Raw genomic sequence first — 16,676 nt, 5'->3', positions numbered from 1 at the left:
GGCTTGGCTCAATGGAAAAAATAGGCAAAAGATAGGGAGGATCTTTTTCATCTTGGAACTCCCCCGAATTCTTTCCTGTCCTGATACATACGCTCTATCTGTGGAAAAGAATCGTAGTATGCTTTCAGAAAATACAATCCATAAGGAGGAAGTGTGATCCCTGCAATTGTTCTATCTTTGGAAGAAAGTATTTTCAATATATTCGTCTCTTTGCGCTTCTCGATCGCTATTTCAAAAAGTGTTCCGGTTAGGATCCGAACCATATTATGCAGGAAGCCGTTGGCTTTGATCCGTAAGCGAAGAAGTCCGGGCTCTTCCTCACTTTCCAAAAGGGTAGCATCATAAATGACCCGGGTAGTGCTCCTACGGTTCCGCATCGAAGTGGCTTTTGCCAGGCTCCGAAAGTCATGTTCTCCCTTTAGTAGTTCCAGTTCTTCCCTTAAGCGGGAAACGTCAATCCGATGTTGATACCAGAATGCCCTGTTTTTCCAAACCGGACGGGGAAATCTAGCGTTTACCAGAAGATATTCATATTCTCTGGCTGTGCAGGAAAATTGAGAATTAAAATTCAAAGGAACTTCTGTGATCTCATGAATTGCCAGACCCCGGTCTGTGAGCGCGTTCATCCCGAGTAGGAACTTCGACAAATTTTGGATGGGCGAATCCGTCTTAAAATTTACGATCATTCCTCTCGCATGGACTCCGGTGTCCGTTCTTCCTGCTCCCCAGATCCGAGTTGCCTTTTTTAAAAGAACTTCCAAAGCCTTTTCGATCTCTTCCTGAACTGTAGGAGATTGTTTCTGGCTTTGGTATCCGAAAAAACTTCCCCCATCAAATTCGATCAGAAGTGCATAGTTTCTGGGATCTTCGGTCATAGGAGAACTCTTCCGAGAGAAAGAAGGAATGTGAAATTTCGGAAGGGAGAAAGGAGAAACAATTCTCTTATTTTTCTCCGCCCATTTCTTCTATGATCTTATTGTACTCATCATAGAGTTCTTTTGCCATATCGATAATGACGGATGGTTTGGATTTGGATGCCTTACCGGAACCGTATAATCTGGAAAGAGTTCTTTTTGCGCGGATGAGAAGATTCAATTTTGCTGCAGGATCCGGAGCTAATTCTTCCTTGAACTTCATAGTGAGATAAGCGGAAAGATAAATGACTCCATCAAATCCCCAGTTCTTATCCGTATCCGGACCGAGCAGATAAGAAGCTGCGTCCACAGGTTCGGAACCTGATTGCATGATTTCCATTGTGTCGGTATACCAGCCCGCAGCCTTTTGGTAGAGAAGGTCGCGGATTTTATCGTAGCCCATTCCAGGAAACTCTGTATTTACATCATCGTAATACCAAGCTCCTCGAACTGCACAAACTGCCTTTTTAGGAGTAGGGGCAACGGTCACTTTTCTGGACTGATAACATTCTATTGCGAGAAGATAGGATGCAGCTCCCAAGATCAGATTTCTTTCTTGGTAGAAATCCATAGGTCCCATGATGGATTCTATGTTTTTACGTCTGACTTCCGCAGATTCTCTTAATTTGATAAGTTCATCCGCGTCTAAGGTAGACCAATCCTTTGGAAAAGCGGTATAAAGACAGCGAGGGCAAACGTTTAGAACGTAATCATTTGGGGAAACTCGCCCGAATTTTTTGTTCTTTTCGTATAAGCGACGTAATTCCTGGGTCAGCTTGCCGGCGATTAGCCTTCCTCCTCCTTGGAACATACTTTCCCTCTGGTGGACTTCGCTACAGATAGGGCAGACGGTGTCTTCCTTGTTCCGAAACGAGATTTTTTTACCTTGGGCTAATGCGGTTGCTGTCATATGAAGAATTTCCGGAAAAATCGTGCCGGAAGCGTCAATTCTCACCGTATTCTAACCGATAGACTAAGAAGAAAAGCACGATTTTCGGGTTGAACCCGATCTCCGCAGGGAGAAGCTAAGGAAAAGGTCCGCCAATGAAAAAACTTCTCGTTTTCATGATCGCGATGTTAGTCGCCCCAGTTGTAATACACGGTGAAGCCGTTTCTATGAAATCGTATAAGAAGCGGATTGAGCTGTTAACATATTTAAGAGCGATCGAACCGATCGTCAAAAATTATCCGGGAGAAGTCAAAGCCGCTGCAAACGGTCAGACCCAAGCGGATGGGGACAGGCTCGCGAAGTACAAAGAATTAAAAAGATTGTACCAAGAAGGTTTATTATACTTTTTCGAAGGAAACTACGTAAATTCCTACCGCAGATTTTTAGAAACCCAACTCGGGATGGAACTCCTACTGGAAGAAACTTCTCAAGCATACGTAGAACGTACGGAAGAAATCTTAAAAACAGCGATCGAAAAGAAAAATCCGAACAATCCTACGGATAGAGCCCTTGTGGATATCTCCGTTGAATACGGAAAAACAAGTTATATTCGCGCGGATATCAAAGAAAACCGCGAAGCTCCTTTCACTCGCAGAATGTACAACCCAAGAGAATTCCATTACGTGGTGAATAAATACACGATCGAAAAGAATATGGAGCTCGGGTATCAATTCCTAGGAGAAGCTAAGGAAGCGAGAAACAACGCTCTTAAGATCGAAAAACATTTGGAGAAACACCAAAAACTCCAACCTGAGCATAGAAAACATCGTATCGAAATGTATTTGGGAGCGATCAGTCTCTGTAAGGATGCAAGATCCAATGCGATGAACATCTTCAAACTCAAGTATCCTTATGATAATTATTATCTGCAAAGATCGGATGCTAAGTCGGAAGAAACCAGGAACGAGATCGGAGAGATCACTCCGGGAGAAGTTGTTTCTGTAGAAGGAGTTACTTACGACTTCTCTTCTAACCCGCTTGTTCGTGCAGATGCTAAGATGAGCCCGGTATTCGATAAAAGAATTCCGGACGAGTATCGTAGAGACGCAGTTGATATTTTAGGAAGAGTTTACGACGACGAGATCGACAATAAATTGTATCTTCGTTGGGACTCAGACACTCGCAAAAAACTTTTGGGAGATAAGGTTCCTCCTGGAAGCAAAAAAGGAAAACAACAAGCGGCTACTCAACCGAACAAATAAGAATTCCTTTTTCAAAAGAGCGCCGGTTTTCCAAAAGGATCCGGCGTTTTTTTATGCCTTCTTCTTTTTACCCTAAAGCGAACGTCGTAAGTTATAGAAGCCGCAGAGTTGTAAGAGGAGCTGAGTTTTTTCACGCAGAGTCGCAAAGGCGCGGAGAGTTTCATATAAGAAACGCATTCACGAAAACTTCCCTCTGTGGCTCAGCGTCTCCGCGTGATAACCGTTCCTAAAACTTAATATTCCGTTTAAAGTCCTTCCAAGAATTTGCTTTCCTTGTTCGACGGACTGCTAAAGCATTGTTCGCATGAATCCACTCAAGTTTATGGAAAGCCGATTGGGCAGGTTTTCCCCACAATATCGTAAGCTGGTTTTACGCACCTATGTTGTAACATTGAGATTGGTCTTAACTGTAGCTTTTCCTTCTATGGTTGCCGGGATCTTTTACGCGATCATCGGTAAAAGAGAAAAACAATACGCAGCATTCCTAAGAGGTTCCAAGACCTGGGGAGCTGCAGTCATTAAGATGACTAAAACTGAATTGATCCTAAAAAACGAGATCCAAATCCCTGAAAAAGGCCATATGATCTTCTTGAATCATGTGAATGAGATCGATTTCCCTTATGATTGTTTGATCATAAATAAACCTTATCTTGCAAATCAGGTAATTAAAAAAACCTTAATCGCTTACTGGTGGATGAAGGCGATGGGTTCACAAGTATTCGAAACTTCTAAAGCTGCAACGATAGCTGTATCAGTTCGTAATTTATTAAAAGGCCTTTCTACAACTTCTTATATCGTATATCCAGAAGGTCATAATTCTTATTCAGAGATCATTCAGCCTATGCAAAAAGGAATGATCAAACTTGCGTATGAGAATAAGATCCCGGTTGTTGTGGCATTAAAATCGGGGATCACTCGATACCAAACGGAACCGATGTTTACGAAAGTGGGATATAAATTCATAGGAAGATATGAACCGTGGACTTTTGATTCTTGGGAAAGTTTTAGGGATTTCTTATACGAGACCATGAGCAAAGAGAAAATTTCTCTTGATTCAGAGATCGGAACCGTTCGAGAACCGGTTGCGGCAAAATCCAAGTGATCAAAAAAATACTCATCGCAAATAGGGGAGAGATCTCCCTTCGTATCCAAAAAACCTGCCGTAAACTCGGAATACAAACCGTAGCGGTGTATTCGGATGCGGATAAGGATTCTCCTTTCGTAAAAGAGGCGGACTTCTCCTATTATCTGGGCCCGCCTGAACCTTCCAGATCTTATTTAGTAATTCCTAATATACTGAAAGCTATTTCCGAAACGGGTGCGGATGCTGTCCATCCAGGTTATGGATTTTTGTCCGAAAAGGCCGAGTTTGCAAGAGAACTTTCTAAGGCAGGAATTTCATTCTTAGGCCCTAAGCCTGAAACTGTGGATTTAATGGGAGATAAGATCCGTTCCAGGGCTGCGATGGAGAAAGCAGGAGTTCCTGTAGTTCCCGGTTATGAAGGGGATTCCCAAGAGCCTAATGTTCTTTTAAAGGAAGCCGAGAAGATCGGATTCCCAGTAATGATCAAGGCCAGTGCAGGCGGCGGTGGAAAGGGAATGAAGAGGGTATTCTCCAAAGAGGAGTTCCTTCCATCGTTAGAATCCGCGCAAAGAGAAGCAGGGAATGCATTCGGGGATTCAAGAGTATTCTTAGAGAAGTATATTATAAATCCTAGACATATCGAGGTCCAGGTATTCGGGGATACATCCGGAAATGTGATCCATCTATTCGAAAGAGAATGTTCCATCCAAAGAAGACACCAAAAAGTAGTAGAGGAATCTCCAGCTCCAAATCTTTCTCCTGAAATAAAGAAGAAGATCTGTGATGTTGCAGTCAAGGCCGCCTCTTCTATAGGATATATAGGAGCCGGCACTGTAGAATTCATTTTGGGAGAAGACGGCGCATTCTATTTCTTGGAAATGAACACAAGACTCCAAGTGGAACATCCTGTAACTGAATCTGTTACCGGATTCGACCTTGTAGAATGGCAGATCCGAATTGCGGAAGGCGTTTCTTTAGAAAAACTAACCGGCGGAAAATCTCCGTCCCAGAGTGGACATGCGATCGAAGTCCGCTTGTATGCGGAAGATCCGGAGAATGAATTTTTACCTTCTATCGGAAAAATAGAATTAGCGAAGTTTCCTGAGATCCAAAATATCCGAGTGGATTCAGGAGTTGTCACAGGGTCCGAAGTTTCCTTGTATTATGATCCTATGCTTGCGAAACTCATCGGGATCGGAAAGAATAGGGACGAGGCTCGTAAAAATCTAATCTCCGGTTTGGAAGAGACTATTATATTCGGGCCCACAACTAATTTAAATTATTTGAAAGCGATCTTGGAGCACTCCGAGTTTATAAACGGAAATACAAATACTCATTTTTTAGAAAAACATAAAATAGAATGGGAAGAATCCGGAGAAGAAAAGGAAGCACTTATGAAAACAGCTTCTTTTCTTGCAAATCGGACAGTTAAGGCTTCCTCCATATGGGATGTAGTAGGTCCGCAAGGGATCTGGGGAGAATTGTCTTGAACCGTTTGTTTCGTCTCCGCTGGAAAGAAAGAGAATACGTTTTGGATTTGGGAGAATTTTCTTCTAGATTATTAGGACCCGAAAAAAATTGGGAATCACTTCTCGCCCATTACTCCTGGAATCCTGAAAAAGACGGATCTTATAGTTTGCCTGATGGTTCCATCGCACTTTTGAGAAGTGGAAAACTTTTCATTCATACGAAAGGTAAAACATTTCAATTTTCTATTAAAGGAAAAGAAAGTTCCGATTCGAGTTCTGTGGGATTAGATATCAAGAGTCCTATGCCTGGAAAGATCATTAAAATGGAAGTGAAACCGGGAGACACGGTTCGTAAAGGACAAACTCTTGCTGTAGTCGAAGCTATGAAGATGGAGCATGCCTTAAAGGCGGGCCTAGATGCGGAAGTAAAGGAAGTGATCTCGAATGCGGGTGATATCGTCGCCCAAGATCAAATCCTAATACGTTTAGGCTAATAAAAAATTTCCATATACGCTCGTTCAATATGAGTGAAAGATTTCAGTCTCGTTAAAAGTTTAATTTCTTATTTCGAACAATTGATAGAATAATTTTAGAATCGAGTTCGATCTCATCGCGCTGACCCATATTCGAAAGAAAAGGTTCCAGGAATAAATTTGACAATGGCTCCAATGCTATTATATCTTGCGAATTCTATAAAAATTATTAGGTTTTTGCATGAAGCATTTCCTCATTCGCTTGGGCTTGATCGCTATATTGGCCTTTGCTTCGACTCAAAGTATTTCCGCAGATGACGGAGTTTTGGAAGGTTGTAAAAAACCTCCTGAAAGAACGGACTTACCGTTTTATATCAGCCCGAAAAGACAGCTCTGTTTAAAAGATCTGGAAAAGAAGAAGGAAGGTTGGTTTCCTACGGGACTTCCTCTTTTGAACTCGGATCCGAATACAGGTGTAGGTTACGGAGTTCGTGTATTCGCATATAATAATGGAAAGAAAGAAGATCCATTTTTCGAATATACTCCTTACAAATTCAGGATCTACGCTCAGTACTTTAATACGACCAAACAACGTCAGTATCAGGATATCGCATTCGATGCTCCTTACGTTTTTGGAACTCAGTGGAGATTGAGAGGAGAGGGTGTATATGATGCAAACCCGAACACTTTATTCTTTGGTTTGGGAGAGGCTTCTCTTCAAACATTGAGCTATCAGGATAGAAACCAGGATGGTGGAACTGTTCACACGAATGCAACTTTCGCTGATCAGCAAAGAAACTTGGCTTACACTAGACCTGGTGGTCCTGGAGATCCGGTTGATATTAACGGAGCGGTCTATAATGGATTTCCTGCTCAAAACGGTTTCAGAGTAACAGATACCCAATACAATCGATACAATTTGATCTCTCCTACCGCAATGTTGAGCGGGGAAAGATCCTACGTAGGTGGAACCGTTCGTTTGGTCGCAGGGATGAGAATGTCCCAAAACATCGTTAAAACTTTTGACGGAACTTTGGCGAACGGAACAGATCCTCTTTTGGATGGACTAGGAATTAATTCCAGTGGAAAGGCATTTAACGGTACTACTAAAGTCACTGAAGATAATAATGCAGGAAAAATTTTAGGGTACCATGGTGGTATCGTAAATACTGTACGTCTTGGAGTCGTTTACGATACAAGAGACTTGGAGCCGGATCCAAACCAAGGTGTTTTCTTGGAAGCTACGTATGAAAGATCTTCCAAAGCAGTCGGTTCCAACTTCGATTATTCCAAATATTTCGCTCAAGGAAAATTTTTCTGGAGTCCATTTCCTAAAGTTTTTGATAAACTCGTAATCGCAGGACGAGGCGGTTTTTCCATTACGGAAGGAGATGCTCCATTCTTCGAATACCGCAATATGTGGGGAACGGAAGGTGTGATCTCAGGACTCGGAGGTAGAACCACATTAAGAGGTTATAAACAAGACCGATTTGTGGGACGAGCAATGGGTTGGGGTAACATAGAGTTACGTTGGAAATTCGGATCTCTCTCTGTAGCAGGACAACATTTCGCATTTAACTTAGTTCCATTCCTAGACTTCGGAAGGATCTGGGATGATGAACATAAGGTTGGGACCAAAGATTATAAATATTCTAGAGGTCTCGGACTTAGGATCGCTTGGAACCAAACCACGATCATTATGTTCGACTATGCGGTTTCAAAAGAAGATAAACAATTATTTGTGAACTTCAACCACGCGTTCTAAGGAAAGAAAGAGATGAGAAAATTACTAATTATAAAATCATTATTCACCTTACTCGCAGTCGGATTTTTGTCGATGGGTTGTGAGGAGAAATTGGATCGTAGTCCTTACGGTTTTCAAGAAGAGGACGATAGCGATCTGATCGCCGGAGCAATCTTCTTCCAGAGTTTTACGAATGTGGGAGATGGAACGGTCACAGACAGCACGAGCGGTTTGATGTGGAAGACTTGTAGCCAAGGCCAGGTATTCAGCGGAGATGCAACCAGCTATAGCTGTCGTGGGGCAAGTGGAACACTTTCTAACCCAAGTAGTTTCGGGGCTACAGAACTTCAGTATTGTAATGTAGATCTGAATGCTTGTAATACATTAGGTTTGCCTCAAACTTTGAGTACGACTTCTCCTATTGGGATAGCGGGAAGTTCAGAAGCATATGATTCTTGTGCAAACGATAACACGGGTGGTCATTCGGATTGGAGAGTAGCTAGTTTCTTAGAGTTGAAATACTTAAGCTCTAATAGCCGTAACTTCATGATCTTAAAATTCCCTGACACAATAGAGTCTTTCTATTGGAGTTCAACAGCGAATGAACAGGATGCGGGTGGTAAAACTGCAAGAGCAGTATCTTTCTCCCGAGACAGATTCGGAGAGGACGAGGCATTCAGTAAGACAAGCCGCTACTTCGTTCGTTGTGTGAGATAAACTTTTAGACTCGTTTCGCACGGAGCACGCAGAGATCACTGAGGGACGAACATTGTTGTCCTTAAGTTTGCTTTTAAAAACTCTGTGTCCTCCGTGAACTCTGTGCGAATCTGATTGGTATTATAAATATTATAAATTCATAAAGTATATCCCATTTGTTAAGCGACCTTCTCTTATATGTCACTTATATTTAGGGCTAAACTGTGGTTTACTATTGTATAATTTGCTAAAATTTTAAAAACCCTTGTGATGAAAGGGAACTTTTACGTGTTGAATGGGGTCCCCTGAGGCTCGATCCGAAATTTTCAATTGACATAAGCTTTATTCGATCTGATAACGAACGAACTCAAAATCTTAGATCCGGAGTGTACATGAGGATTAAAGAAATTAAATCGTTGGTGCTAACGATTTGTTTTGTAGCAGTAAGTTTCAATCTAGAAGCTCAAGATTTTATTCCTGAACCGGGATGTGAGAAGCCAGCTCCTCGCAAAAATTTACCGTTTCATATGGATTCTTCTAAACAGCTTTGCGCAAAAGACCTGTCTATCAAACGGGAAGGCTGGTATCCAACCGGATTACCGCTAATCAACTCTGATCCGCTTGAAGGTGTCGGTTTTGGTGTCCGCGCATATGCATACAATAACGGTCTGAAATCAGACCCGCTATTCGATTATACTCCTTACAGAGTAAGATTCTTCGCTCAGTATTTTAATACGAGTAAGAACGCTCAGTATCATCAGTTGAGCTTGGATATGCCGTTTATTGCGAATACTCAGTGGCGTTTACGTGCTGATGCGTTCTTAACGATCACACCTACTACTCTTTACTTTGGTATTGGTGAAGGTTCCTTAAAGTCCTTGAGTTACTATGATCGTAACCAGCCGGGCGGAGATTATTATACAAACGCAACTTTTGCGGATCAAAGTCGGAATAATAGTTACTATAGACCGGGAGGCCCTCAAGATCCTGTCTCCTTTGGTGGGAATACCTACTACGGTGTTCCGAGCCAGCCTGGTTTCGTTGTTACGAATAAAATGTACAACGGATATATCATAGAGACTCCAATGGTGAACCTAAGTACAGAAAGATCCTTCTTCGGTGGAACTGTTCGTTTGGTCGCAGGAATAAAAGCATCTGAAAATATAATCAGAACCTTTGACGGAAAAAAAGCGCCAGGTTATGATCCTGTTCTTGGTATGGATTACGGAGCGAATGTGCCGAACGCCAAAACCCGTCTGACAGAAGATGCGGAAGCAGGTAAAATTTTAGGTTATAATGGTGGATATGTAAACGCAGTTCGTCTTGCACTTGTGTATGACACTCGAGACTTCGAGCCTGATCCGAACAGCGGGGTGTTTTTAGAAGGAACCTTCGAAAAGAACAGCAAAGCATTCGGCTCCGATTTCAATTTTCAAAAATACTTTGCTCAGGGAAAATTTTTCTGGAGTCCATTTCCTAAAGTATTCGAAAAACTCGTGATTGCTTCCCGTTTTGGTGCGGGACTTTCCGAAGGAGATGTTCCATTCTTCGAATATAGAAACATGTGGGGAACGGAAGGTTTGATCGGAGGACTCGGAGGAATTCGTACCATCCGTGGTTACAAACAGGACCGTTTCGTAGGAAGAATGATGGGCTGGGGTAATATTGAAGTGAGATGGAAGTTCGGATCCTTAAAGGTCGGAGACGAATACTTCGCATTCAATTTAGTTCCTTTTATGGACTTCGGACGAGTTTGGGACGATGAACATAAAGCAGGTCTTAAGGATTACAAATATTCACATGGTCTCGGACTCAGGATCGCTTGGAACCAGGCAACGATCATCATGATCGACTGGGCAAAATCTAAAGAAGACGAACAATTATTCGTAAACTTCAGCCACGCGTTCTAAGGAAAGAAAGAGATGAGAAAATTACTAATTATAAAATCATTATTCACCTTACTCGCAGTCGGATTTTTGTCGATGGGTTGTGAGGAGAAATTGGATCGTAGTCCTTACGGTTTTCAAGAAGAGGACGATAGCGATCTGATCGCCGGAGCAATCTTCTTCCAGAGTTTTACGAATGTGGGAGATGGAACGGTCACAGACAGCACGAGCGGTTTGATGTGGAAGACTTGTAGCCAAGGCCAGGTATTCAGCGGAGATGCAACCAGCTATAGCTGTCGTGGGGCAAGTGGAACACTTTCTAACCCAAGTAGTTTCGGGGCTACAGAACTTCAGTATTGTAATGTAGATCTGAATGCTTGTAATACATTAGGTTTGCCTCAAACTTTGAGTACGACTTCTCCTATTGGGATAGCGGGAAGTTCAGAAGCATATGATTCTTGTGCAAACGATAACACGGGTGGTCATTCGGATTGGAGAGTAGCTAGTTTCTTAGAGTTGAAATACTTAAGCTCTAATAGCCGTAACTTCATGATCTTAAAATTCCCTGACACAATAGAGTCTTTCTATTGGAGTTCAACAGCGAATGAACAGGATGCGGGTGGTAAAACTGCAAGAGCAGTATCTTTCTCCCGAGACAGATTCGGAGAGGACGAGGCATTCAGTAAGACAAGCCGCTACTTCGTTCGTTGTGTGAGATAAACTTTTAGACTCGTTTCGCACGGAGCACGCAGAGATCACTGAGGGACGAACATTGTTGTCCTTAAGTTTGCTTTTAAAAACTCTGTGTCCTCCGTGAACTCTGTGCGAATCTAATAATTATAAAGGAGCCTGCAGGTCACCGTGCACGAGATCGTTGATTAGGATCGTATCGTGACGAGAAGGGGATCTATTCTCCGGATAATCCGTGGAGTAATGAAGCCCTCTACTTTCATGCCTTGCTAATGCGGAACGGATAATCAATTCTGCAACTAAAACTAAATTACGAAGTTCTAATAGAGGATTTGTGACTATTGTACGGTTGTAATAGTCTCTTACTTCCGCATAGATCAGATCCATTCTTCTTTTTGCCCTTTCTAAACGAAGATTAGAACGAACGATCCCCACATAATTTGACATCGTATTCTTGATCTCTGAAAGATCGTGGGAGATCAAAACCCATTCTTCGGTATTGACCAGGCCTTCTTTATTCCAAGAAGGGATCAGTTCGTGTTCAGGTAAAAAGTCAGGAGGGTTTTTGCGGATCTCATCTGCGATCCGATTGGAGAATACTAAACATTCCAAAAGACTATTGGATGCTAGGCGATTCCCTCCATGAACTCCTGTGCAGGAGGCTTCTCCCGCTGCGAATAAATTCTCTATCCTTGTTTTTCCCCAAAGATCCGTTGCGATCCCTCCACACATAAAATGTGCCGCGGGAACGACCGGGATAGGATCCGTAGTAATATCGATACCCAATTCCAAACATTTTGCATGGATAGAAGGAAAAGCTTCTCTAATCTCCGAGGCAGGTTTATGGGAAATATCCAGCCAAACATGAGGATCACCAGACTTCTTCATCTCTGCGTCGATCGCTCTTGCCACGATATCTCTTGTAGCAAGATCTCCCATCGGATGATATTTTTTCATGAACGGCTCTCCGTCCATGGTAAGTAATACCGCTCCGTTCCCTCGAACCGCTTCTGAGATAAGGAAAGAATCTCCTTTTTCATGATAAAGAGAAGTAGGATGGAATTGATAAAATTCCATGTTCCGGATCTCTGCACCCGCTCTATAAGCGCAGGCAACCCCATCCCCGGTCGCGATCTTAGGATTTGTTGTATGAGAATATACCTGCCCGGATCCACCGCTTGCTATGATTGTTTTTTTAGCAAGGATAGGGATCACTTCTCCGGTATGATTGGAAAGAACGTATGCTCCGAAGCAGATCAGACCTTTTCTTTTTAGATGGTGGGGAGTGATCAGATCTACTACTGTATGATATTCTAATATTCTGATATTCGGATTTTGTTTTACCACTTGTAAGAGTGTTTTTTCTATCTCGTGGCCGGTTCTATCATGTGCATGAACGATCCGATTTGTGCCGTGCCCGCCTTCTCTGTGTAGGTCAAACTCTCCCTTAGGGTTTAGATTGAAAGGAACACCGTATTCGAGAAGTTCTTTGACTAAAGGTGGGCCTTCTTCTACCAAAACTCGCACTGCCTCAGGATCGCAGAGTCCTGCCCCTGATTCCAAGGTATCGGTAACATGGTCTTCGAATTTATCCCCTTGGGCGAAAACGGAGGCGATCCCTCCTTGAGCATAATTGGTATTGGACTCGTAATCGGACTTTTTAGTCACGATCACCGTTTCGCCTACTTTAGAAAGTTTTAAAGCTTGGAAAAGACCGGTAATACCGCTTCCAATCACTAAGAAATCGGTTTTAATTCTAGGCATTCGTATATTAACGGCGGCCTTCGCCGCCTATAGTTTTACTTACGTTTTGCGTTTGTGCTTAAGAGAGCTTCCACATAGTCGATGGAACGGATGAGCTGGAAGTCCGGTTTGATCGGATCATTCTTATGTTCTTGGATGAACTTCTCCGCTTTCCCGTTTGTCTTAACCCAAGTATCCAGTTTTTTAGTATCGAAATGGCTCTTCTCCTCTGCGGAAGAAGGAAGTTCAGGAAGGTGATTCCACATATTCTCTTCTCTATAATGGAAAGGGAAAGTGCCGTCTTCTTCCGCCGAAACATCCACGTCAGGTTTTACTCCTACAACTTGGATGGTATTACCGGAAGGCGCATAGTATCTAGATTGGGTCAATTTGATATAATACGCTCCGTTGCCACGTAACTCTTGGAGTTTTTGAACGGTTGCTTTTCCGAAAGATCTTTCTCCTAGGATCAGACCTCTTCCATGATGTTTTAATGCGGAAGCAACAATCTCGGAAGCTGATGCTGATTTAGCGTTGATCAGGACTGCAACAGGAAGATCAGTAAGATCTTTTTTACCAGCGTTAGAATCTTCCGGACTTCTATTCGGACTTTTTACGGAAACGATTAGACCGTTGGTCACAAACATATCAGCGAGATCGATCGCAAGATCCAAATAACCTCCTGGATTATTTCTAAGATCTAAAACTAAAGCTTTTAGTTTCGTTCCTTTCGCTGCGGATTGTTTTTCTAATTCTTTAAAATGTTGTACGAATTCTTTATCCACCGAAGGATCTGATTTTACGAAACCGGTCAATTTAATATATCCTATATGAGGATAGTTGTCCATGAGCTTGCTTGTGATATTTCTGATCTCGATCGTATCTCGGATCACTTCTATACTCAAGGTCCCGGCCACACCTTTTCTACGGATAGTAAGAACTACTTTGGATCCTTTTTTTCCTTTGATCCTTTCCACAACCTTGTCTAGGAGCATTCCTTTTGTGGACTTTCCGTCTACAGCAAGAATGATATCTCCTGCTCTGACTCCTGCGTTAACAGCAGGTCTTCCTTCTAAAGGATTTTCTACGATGACTTCTTTATTACCACCACCACTTAAGATCGCTCCGATCCCTTCGAAACTTCCGTCTTCGATCTTAGCCATGGATTCTTCCCAGGCTGCTTTTAGGAATACTTGGCTATGAGGATCTAAGGAAGAAAGATAACCGTTCGCCGCGGCTAAATACACGTCCTTAATGGTAAAAGGTTCTTTCTCTTTAGGATCTTCTTCTCCGAACGGATCTTTTAGAGGAGGAGTAGTGTAATTCTGGATGCTTTTTTCAATATATGCGAGAACACGATCGAAATCTTTTTTGGAAAAATTGGTTTGTTCCCACTTCGCAGTAAGGACTTTTTTACGAACTCTTTCTCTTTCCACGAGTTTTAATACTTCGTCGTTGGAAAGTTTCGGTTTATTGGACTCTTCCTTCAGCTTGCGGTCGCGGATCTTCTCCACTTCCTTATAGTCCGGATCGAAAAGAACGAATTTATCATCCGGAGAAAGTTTGAAGGATTTGCCCGGAAAAATATCATCAGCCTCTTCATACTTTTCTCTATCTGTAAAATAACTTTCCGGATAGAGATAGAGCCCGTGAGGGAGAGATAATAATGCGAAAACCGCTGCATCTTTATAAGCGCGGTTTTTATCTATATTTTTATCTATATAGTTTCCCTCAACAGTCTTGACTACACTATCAAAATCTTTGAGAGTGAAATCTGCCGTGGTCTTGGAATTTCCGGAAGAAGGTTGGCAGAAGAAGATGCTCGTACATAAAATAACTGAGAGAAAGGATAAGGAGAGGGATCTCATGCTTTTCAAATCGGGTCCTCTTTTTGCAAGGTTGATTTTCGATCATTTTCCACCTCGAACAAGCATTGTCAATCTATTCCCCCGAAAACTATTCTCAGATCAGGGTTTCGTAAAGAAGTCTTTCGCCCTTTGGTTGCTTGGTTTTTTCTGTTTCTCGGGAACTTTTTACTGCACTTCAGTGTCGGTGCCAGGAGGGGGAAGATTCGGGTCGGAACTCATACAAGAACAGGCAATCCTTGATTTTTATGGAACGGAAGAAGAAAGAAAATCTTCTTTGGAATTATTAAAATCTTCCTGCAGATCCTTGAGAAAAGATAGGGGTCTCGCTTGTTATAACTTATCCGTTTTATACGATTCTTTAGGGGAAAATGGAGCAGCCTGGGAATACGCTATTCGCGCAAAAAACGCCGATCCGAAGGATCCATTGTACCAAGAGTTGGCATTCTCTTCTTCTCTCAAATTAGAAGTCGAAAAATCCGCATCGGAAGATTCGGAAGAAAAATTATACCAAATCGCAATCAGCGCCTGTAAAAAAGGAAATTCATCCGAAGCTTCGGAAGCGGTCTCTAAGCTGATTGAGATCCAGTCGATCACCAAAGAATCTTTGAGTAAGGGTATCTTTTTTGAATGTGGATTGGATCAAAACTTGATCTCAAAAGCAAAACCGAATTCGTTTAAACCTTCTTCCGAATATTATAAATTTCTGGAAAAGAACCATCCTTACAAAAAAGTTTGGGATCTTTCTGGAGAATTCGGACGTACTCCCAAAGATATTGTTTCCGGGAACAAGGCGACTCAGTCCTGGAAGGAACTGAAAAAAGCGGTTTCTTCCAAGGACCAGGTCTCCGCCAAAAAACATCTCTTAAGTTTTAAATCCAATTTGGAAGAATTAGCAAAGGCGAATGCGGAATCTTCTCTTCTTTCCGCGAATTTAAAAAAAGCGGCCTTCTTATTACTATCCGAAGATTCCAACTATTCCGGCTTTAAAGAACTCGCCAAAGAACTATCGGACACTCCGACTAAATAGATTGGTTCGCACAGAGAACACAGAGATCACTGAGGGTTGGAAGGGAACGCAGAAATTGTCTTTGAATTTATTAAAAAAACTCTGTGTTCTCCGTGAACTCTGTGCGAAATTAATTTAATGCCTTTAGGTATTCTTTCACAGCCTTCTCGATCCCGATCTCAAGTGCATAGGACATGAGCCTATGGCCGATGGAGACTTCCTGTAGACCTGGAAGGCGAGAGAATAGGGGAAGATTAAAATGATCCAGATCATGGCCTGCATTGATCCCGATCTTTTCGGAAACTAAAAGTTCTGCCGCTTTTTGAAAAGATTCGAATGCATTTTTTCCTTTTTCTGGAGACTGATCGAAAGCATGCGCATAAGGACCTGTGTAAAATTCTACACGATCCGCTCCCGTATTTTTCACCAGTTTCAAATTTTCTAGATCAGTTTCCATAAAGATAGAAACCCGGATCCCTGCGTCTTGGATCTTACGAATATAACTGGCGAGTTCTTTAGAATCCTTTTTCAGATCGAAACCATGATCCGAAGTGATCTCTCCTGGGGTAACCGGGACTAACGTTGCCTGGTCCGGTTTAGCGGAAAGAACAAGATCTAAAAATCGAGAGGAAGGTTCTCCTTCCATATTGTATTCTATTTTTAGTCCTTTCTCCTTATTATAACGTAAAAGGAATTCCTTTAGATCGAACACATCCTTCTTTTTGATATGCCTTTCATCTTCTCTGGGATGAACTGTAATTCCGTGAGCGCCTGCTTCTAAGATCAATTTAGAAATATACAGTAGATCCGGATGATTTCCGCCTCTGGAATTTCTTAAAGTGGCTATTTTATTAACATTTACGCTCAGATGGACCATAGACCCTCATATTCTTTATCCATTCTTTGGTTGGATAAGTTAACGGAAACTAGATTTCTGGAACCATTTTCTGCT

14 protein-coding genes are annotated in these 16,676 nt (G+C 42.2%); 9 read left to right on the top strand and 5 right to left on the bottom strand.

Translation table 11 applies throughout. From position 1 onward, the window contains the following. Window positions 1–47: 47 nt before the first annotated feature. Window positions 48–875, bottom strand: coding sequence for a tRNA pseudouridine(38-40) synthase TruA (gene truA, locus EHQ64_RS03770; protein WP_135648165.1), 828 nt, complete (start codon window positions 873–875; stop codon window positions 48–50). A gap of 67 nt (window positions 876–942) precedes the next feature. Further along, window positions 943–1,824 (bottom strand): DUF2225 domain-containing protein, encoded by an 882-nt coding sequence (locus EHQ64_RS03765; protein ID WP_135648164.1) that lies wholly within the window; start codon window positions 1,822–1,824, stop codon window positions 943–945. A gap of 134 nt (window positions 1,825–1,958) precedes the next feature. Here EHQ64_RS03765 and EHQ64_RS03760 point away from each other — a divergent pair, with 134 nt between their 5' ends. The 8 genes from EHQ64_RS03760 to lsa25 (EHQ64_RS03725) all read left to right on the top strand — a co-directional run bounded on the left by EHQ64_RS03760 (window position 1,959) and on the right by lsa25 (EHQ64_RS03725) (window position 11,137). Beyond that, window positions 1,959–3,065, top strand: coding sequence for an LIC11274 family protein (locus EHQ64_RS03760; RefSeq protein WP_135648163.1), 1,107 nt, complete (start codon window positions 1,959–1,961; stop codon window positions 3,063–3,065). Window positions 3,066–3,369: 304 nt separating this feature from the next. Further along, window positions 3,370–4,167, top strand: coding sequence for a 1-acyl-sn-glycerol-3-phosphate acyltransferase (locus EHQ64_RS03755; protein WP_135648162.1), 798 nt, complete (start codon window positions 3,370–3,372; stop codon window positions 4,165–4,167). Continuing rightward, the gene (locus tag EHQ64_RS03750) at window positions 4,164–5,639 is read left to right on the top strand and encodes an acetyl-CoA carboxylase biotin carboxylase subunit (protein WP_135648161.1); all 1,476 of its coding nucleotides are present in this window, start codon (window positions 4,164–4,166) and stop codon (window positions 5,637–5,639) included. Before EHQ64_RS03755 ends, EHQ64_RS03750 begins: the two co-directional genes overlap by 4 nt. Then, window positions 5,636–6,112, top strand: a complete 477-nt coding sequence (locus tag EHQ64_RS03745) for an acyl-CoA carboxylase biotin carboxyl carrier protein subunit (RefSeq protein WP_135648160.1) — start codon at window positions 5,636–5,638, stop codon at window positions 6,110–6,112. Before EHQ64_RS03750 ends, EHQ64_RS03745 begins: the two co-directional genes overlap by 4 nt. A 220-nt stretch (window positions 6,113–6,332) precedes the next feature. Then, window positions 6,333–7,856 (top strand): Omp85 family outer membrane protein, encoded by a 1,524-nt coding sequence (omp85, locus tag EHQ64_RS03740; protein WP_135648159.1) that lies wholly within the window; start codon window positions 6,333–6,335, stop codon window positions 7,854–7,856. 12 nt (window positions 7,857–7,868) lie between these two features. Further along, on the top strand, window positions 7,869–8,552 hold the full coding sequence (gene lsa25 / locus EHQ64_RS03735; protein WP_135648157.1) for a surface adhesin Lsa25: 684 nt from the start codon (window positions 7,869–7,871) through the stop codon (window positions 8,550–8,552). Between the two features lie 371 nt (window positions 8,553–8,923). Continuing rightward, the gene (omp85, locus tag EHQ64_RS03730) at window positions 8,924–10,441 is read left to right on the top strand and encodes an Omp85 family outer membrane protein (protein ID WP_135648158.1); all 1,518 of its coding nucleotides are present in this window, start codon (window positions 8,924–8,926) and stop codon (window positions 10,439–10,441) included. Window positions 10,442–10,453: 12 nt separating this feature from the next. After that, entirely contained in the window at window positions 10,454–11,137 is a 684-nt protein-coding gene (lsa25, locus tag EHQ64_RS03725) for a surface adhesin Lsa25 (RefSeq protein WP_135648157.1), read from the top strand. Between the two features lie 117 nt (window positions 11,138–11,254). Here the strand turns inward: lsa25 (EHQ64_RS03725) and nadB are convergent, their stop codons facing one another. After that, on the bottom strand, window positions 11,255–12,871 hold the full coding sequence (gene nadB, locus EHQ64_RS03720) for an L-aspartate oxidase (protein ID WP_135648156.1): 1,617 nt from the start codon (window positions 12,869–12,871) through the stop codon (window positions 11,255–11,257). A 35-nt stretch (window positions 12,872–12,906) separates the two neighbouring features. After that, window positions 12,907–14,718: a S41 family peptidase gene (locus EHQ64_RS03715; RefSeq protein ID WP_167882346.1), complete on the bottom strand. Its 1,812-nt coding sequence runs from the start codon at window positions 14,716–14,718 to the stop codon at window positions 12,907–12,909. Between the two features lie 178 nt (window positions 14,719–14,896). Between EHQ64_RS03715 and EHQ64_RS03710 the strand changes: the two genes are divergently transcribed. After that, the gene (locus tag EHQ64_RS03710) at window positions 14,897–15,745 is read left to right on the top strand and encodes a hypothetical protein (protein ID WP_246048580.1); all 849 of its coding nucleotides are present in this window, start codon (window positions 14,897–14,899) and stop codon (window positions 15,743–15,745) included. A gap of 109 nt (window positions 15,746–15,854) precedes the next feature. Here EHQ64_RS03710 and EHQ64_RS03705 read toward each other — a convergent pair whose 3' ends face one another. Next, a complete protein-coding gene (locus EHQ64_RS03705) occupies window positions 15,855–16,601 on the bottom strand; it encodes a pyridoxine 5'-phosphate synthase (protein ID WP_135648154.1) in 747 nt (248 codons plus the stop codon). Window positions 16,602–16,676: the final 75 nt, after the last annotated feature.

The sequence above is a fragment of the Leptospira sarikeiensis genome, from assembly GCF_004769615.1.
Lineage (GTDB): Bacteria > Spirochaetota > Leptospiria > Leptospirales > Leptospiraceae > Leptospira_B > Leptospira_B sarikeiensis.
The sequence above is the reverse complement of the archived record's forward strand: the minus strand, read 5'-3'. Positions and strand labels throughout refer to the sequence as shown.

Excerpts from the sequence above, each read along its gene's own strand:
- truA (WP_135648165.1), bottom strand. The coding sequence starts at position 875 with ATGACCGAAGATCCCAGAAACTATGCACTTCTGATCGAATTTGATGGG.
- omp85 (WP_135648159.1), top strand. The coding sequence starts at position 6,333 with ATGAAGCATTTCCTCATTCGCTTGGGCTTGATCGCTATATTGGCCTTT.
- EHQ64_RS03765 (WP_135648164.1), bottom strand. The coding sequence starts at position 1,824 with ATGACAGCAACCGCATTAGCCCAAGGTAAAAAAATCTCGTTTCGGAAC.
- EHQ64_RS03755 (WP_135648162.1), top strand. The coding sequence starts at position 3,370 with ATGAATCCACTCAAGTTTATGGAAAGCCGATTGGGCAGGTTTTCCCCA.
- omp85 (WP_135648158.1), top strand. The coding sequence starts at position 8,924 with ATGAGGATTAAAGAAATTAAATCGTTGGTGCTAACGATTTGTTTTGTA.
- EHQ64_RS03715 (WP_167882346.1), bottom strand. The coding sequence starts at position 14,718 with ATGAGATCCCTCTCCTTATCCTTTCTCTCAGTTATTTTATGTACGAGC.
- EHQ64_RS03760 (WP_135648163.1), top strand. The coding sequence starts at position 1,959 with ATGAAAAAACTTCTCGTTTTCATGATCGCGATGTTAGTCGCCCCAGTT.
- lsa25 (WP_135648157.1), top strand. The coding sequence starts at position 7,869 with ATGAGAAAATTACTAATTATAAAATCATTATTCACCTTACTCGCAGTC.
- EHQ64_RS03705 (WP_135648154.1), bottom strand. The coding sequence starts at position 16,601 with ATGGTCCATCTGAGCGTAAATGTTAATAAAATAGCCACTTTAAGAAAT.
- lsa25 (WP_135648157.1), top strand. The coding sequence starts at position 10,454 with ATGAGAAAATTACTAATTATAAAATCATTATTCACCTTACTCGCAGTC.
- nadB (WP_135648156.1), bottom strand. The coding sequence starts at position 12,871 with ATGCCTAGAATTAAAACCGATTTCTTAGTGATTGGAAGCGGTATTACC.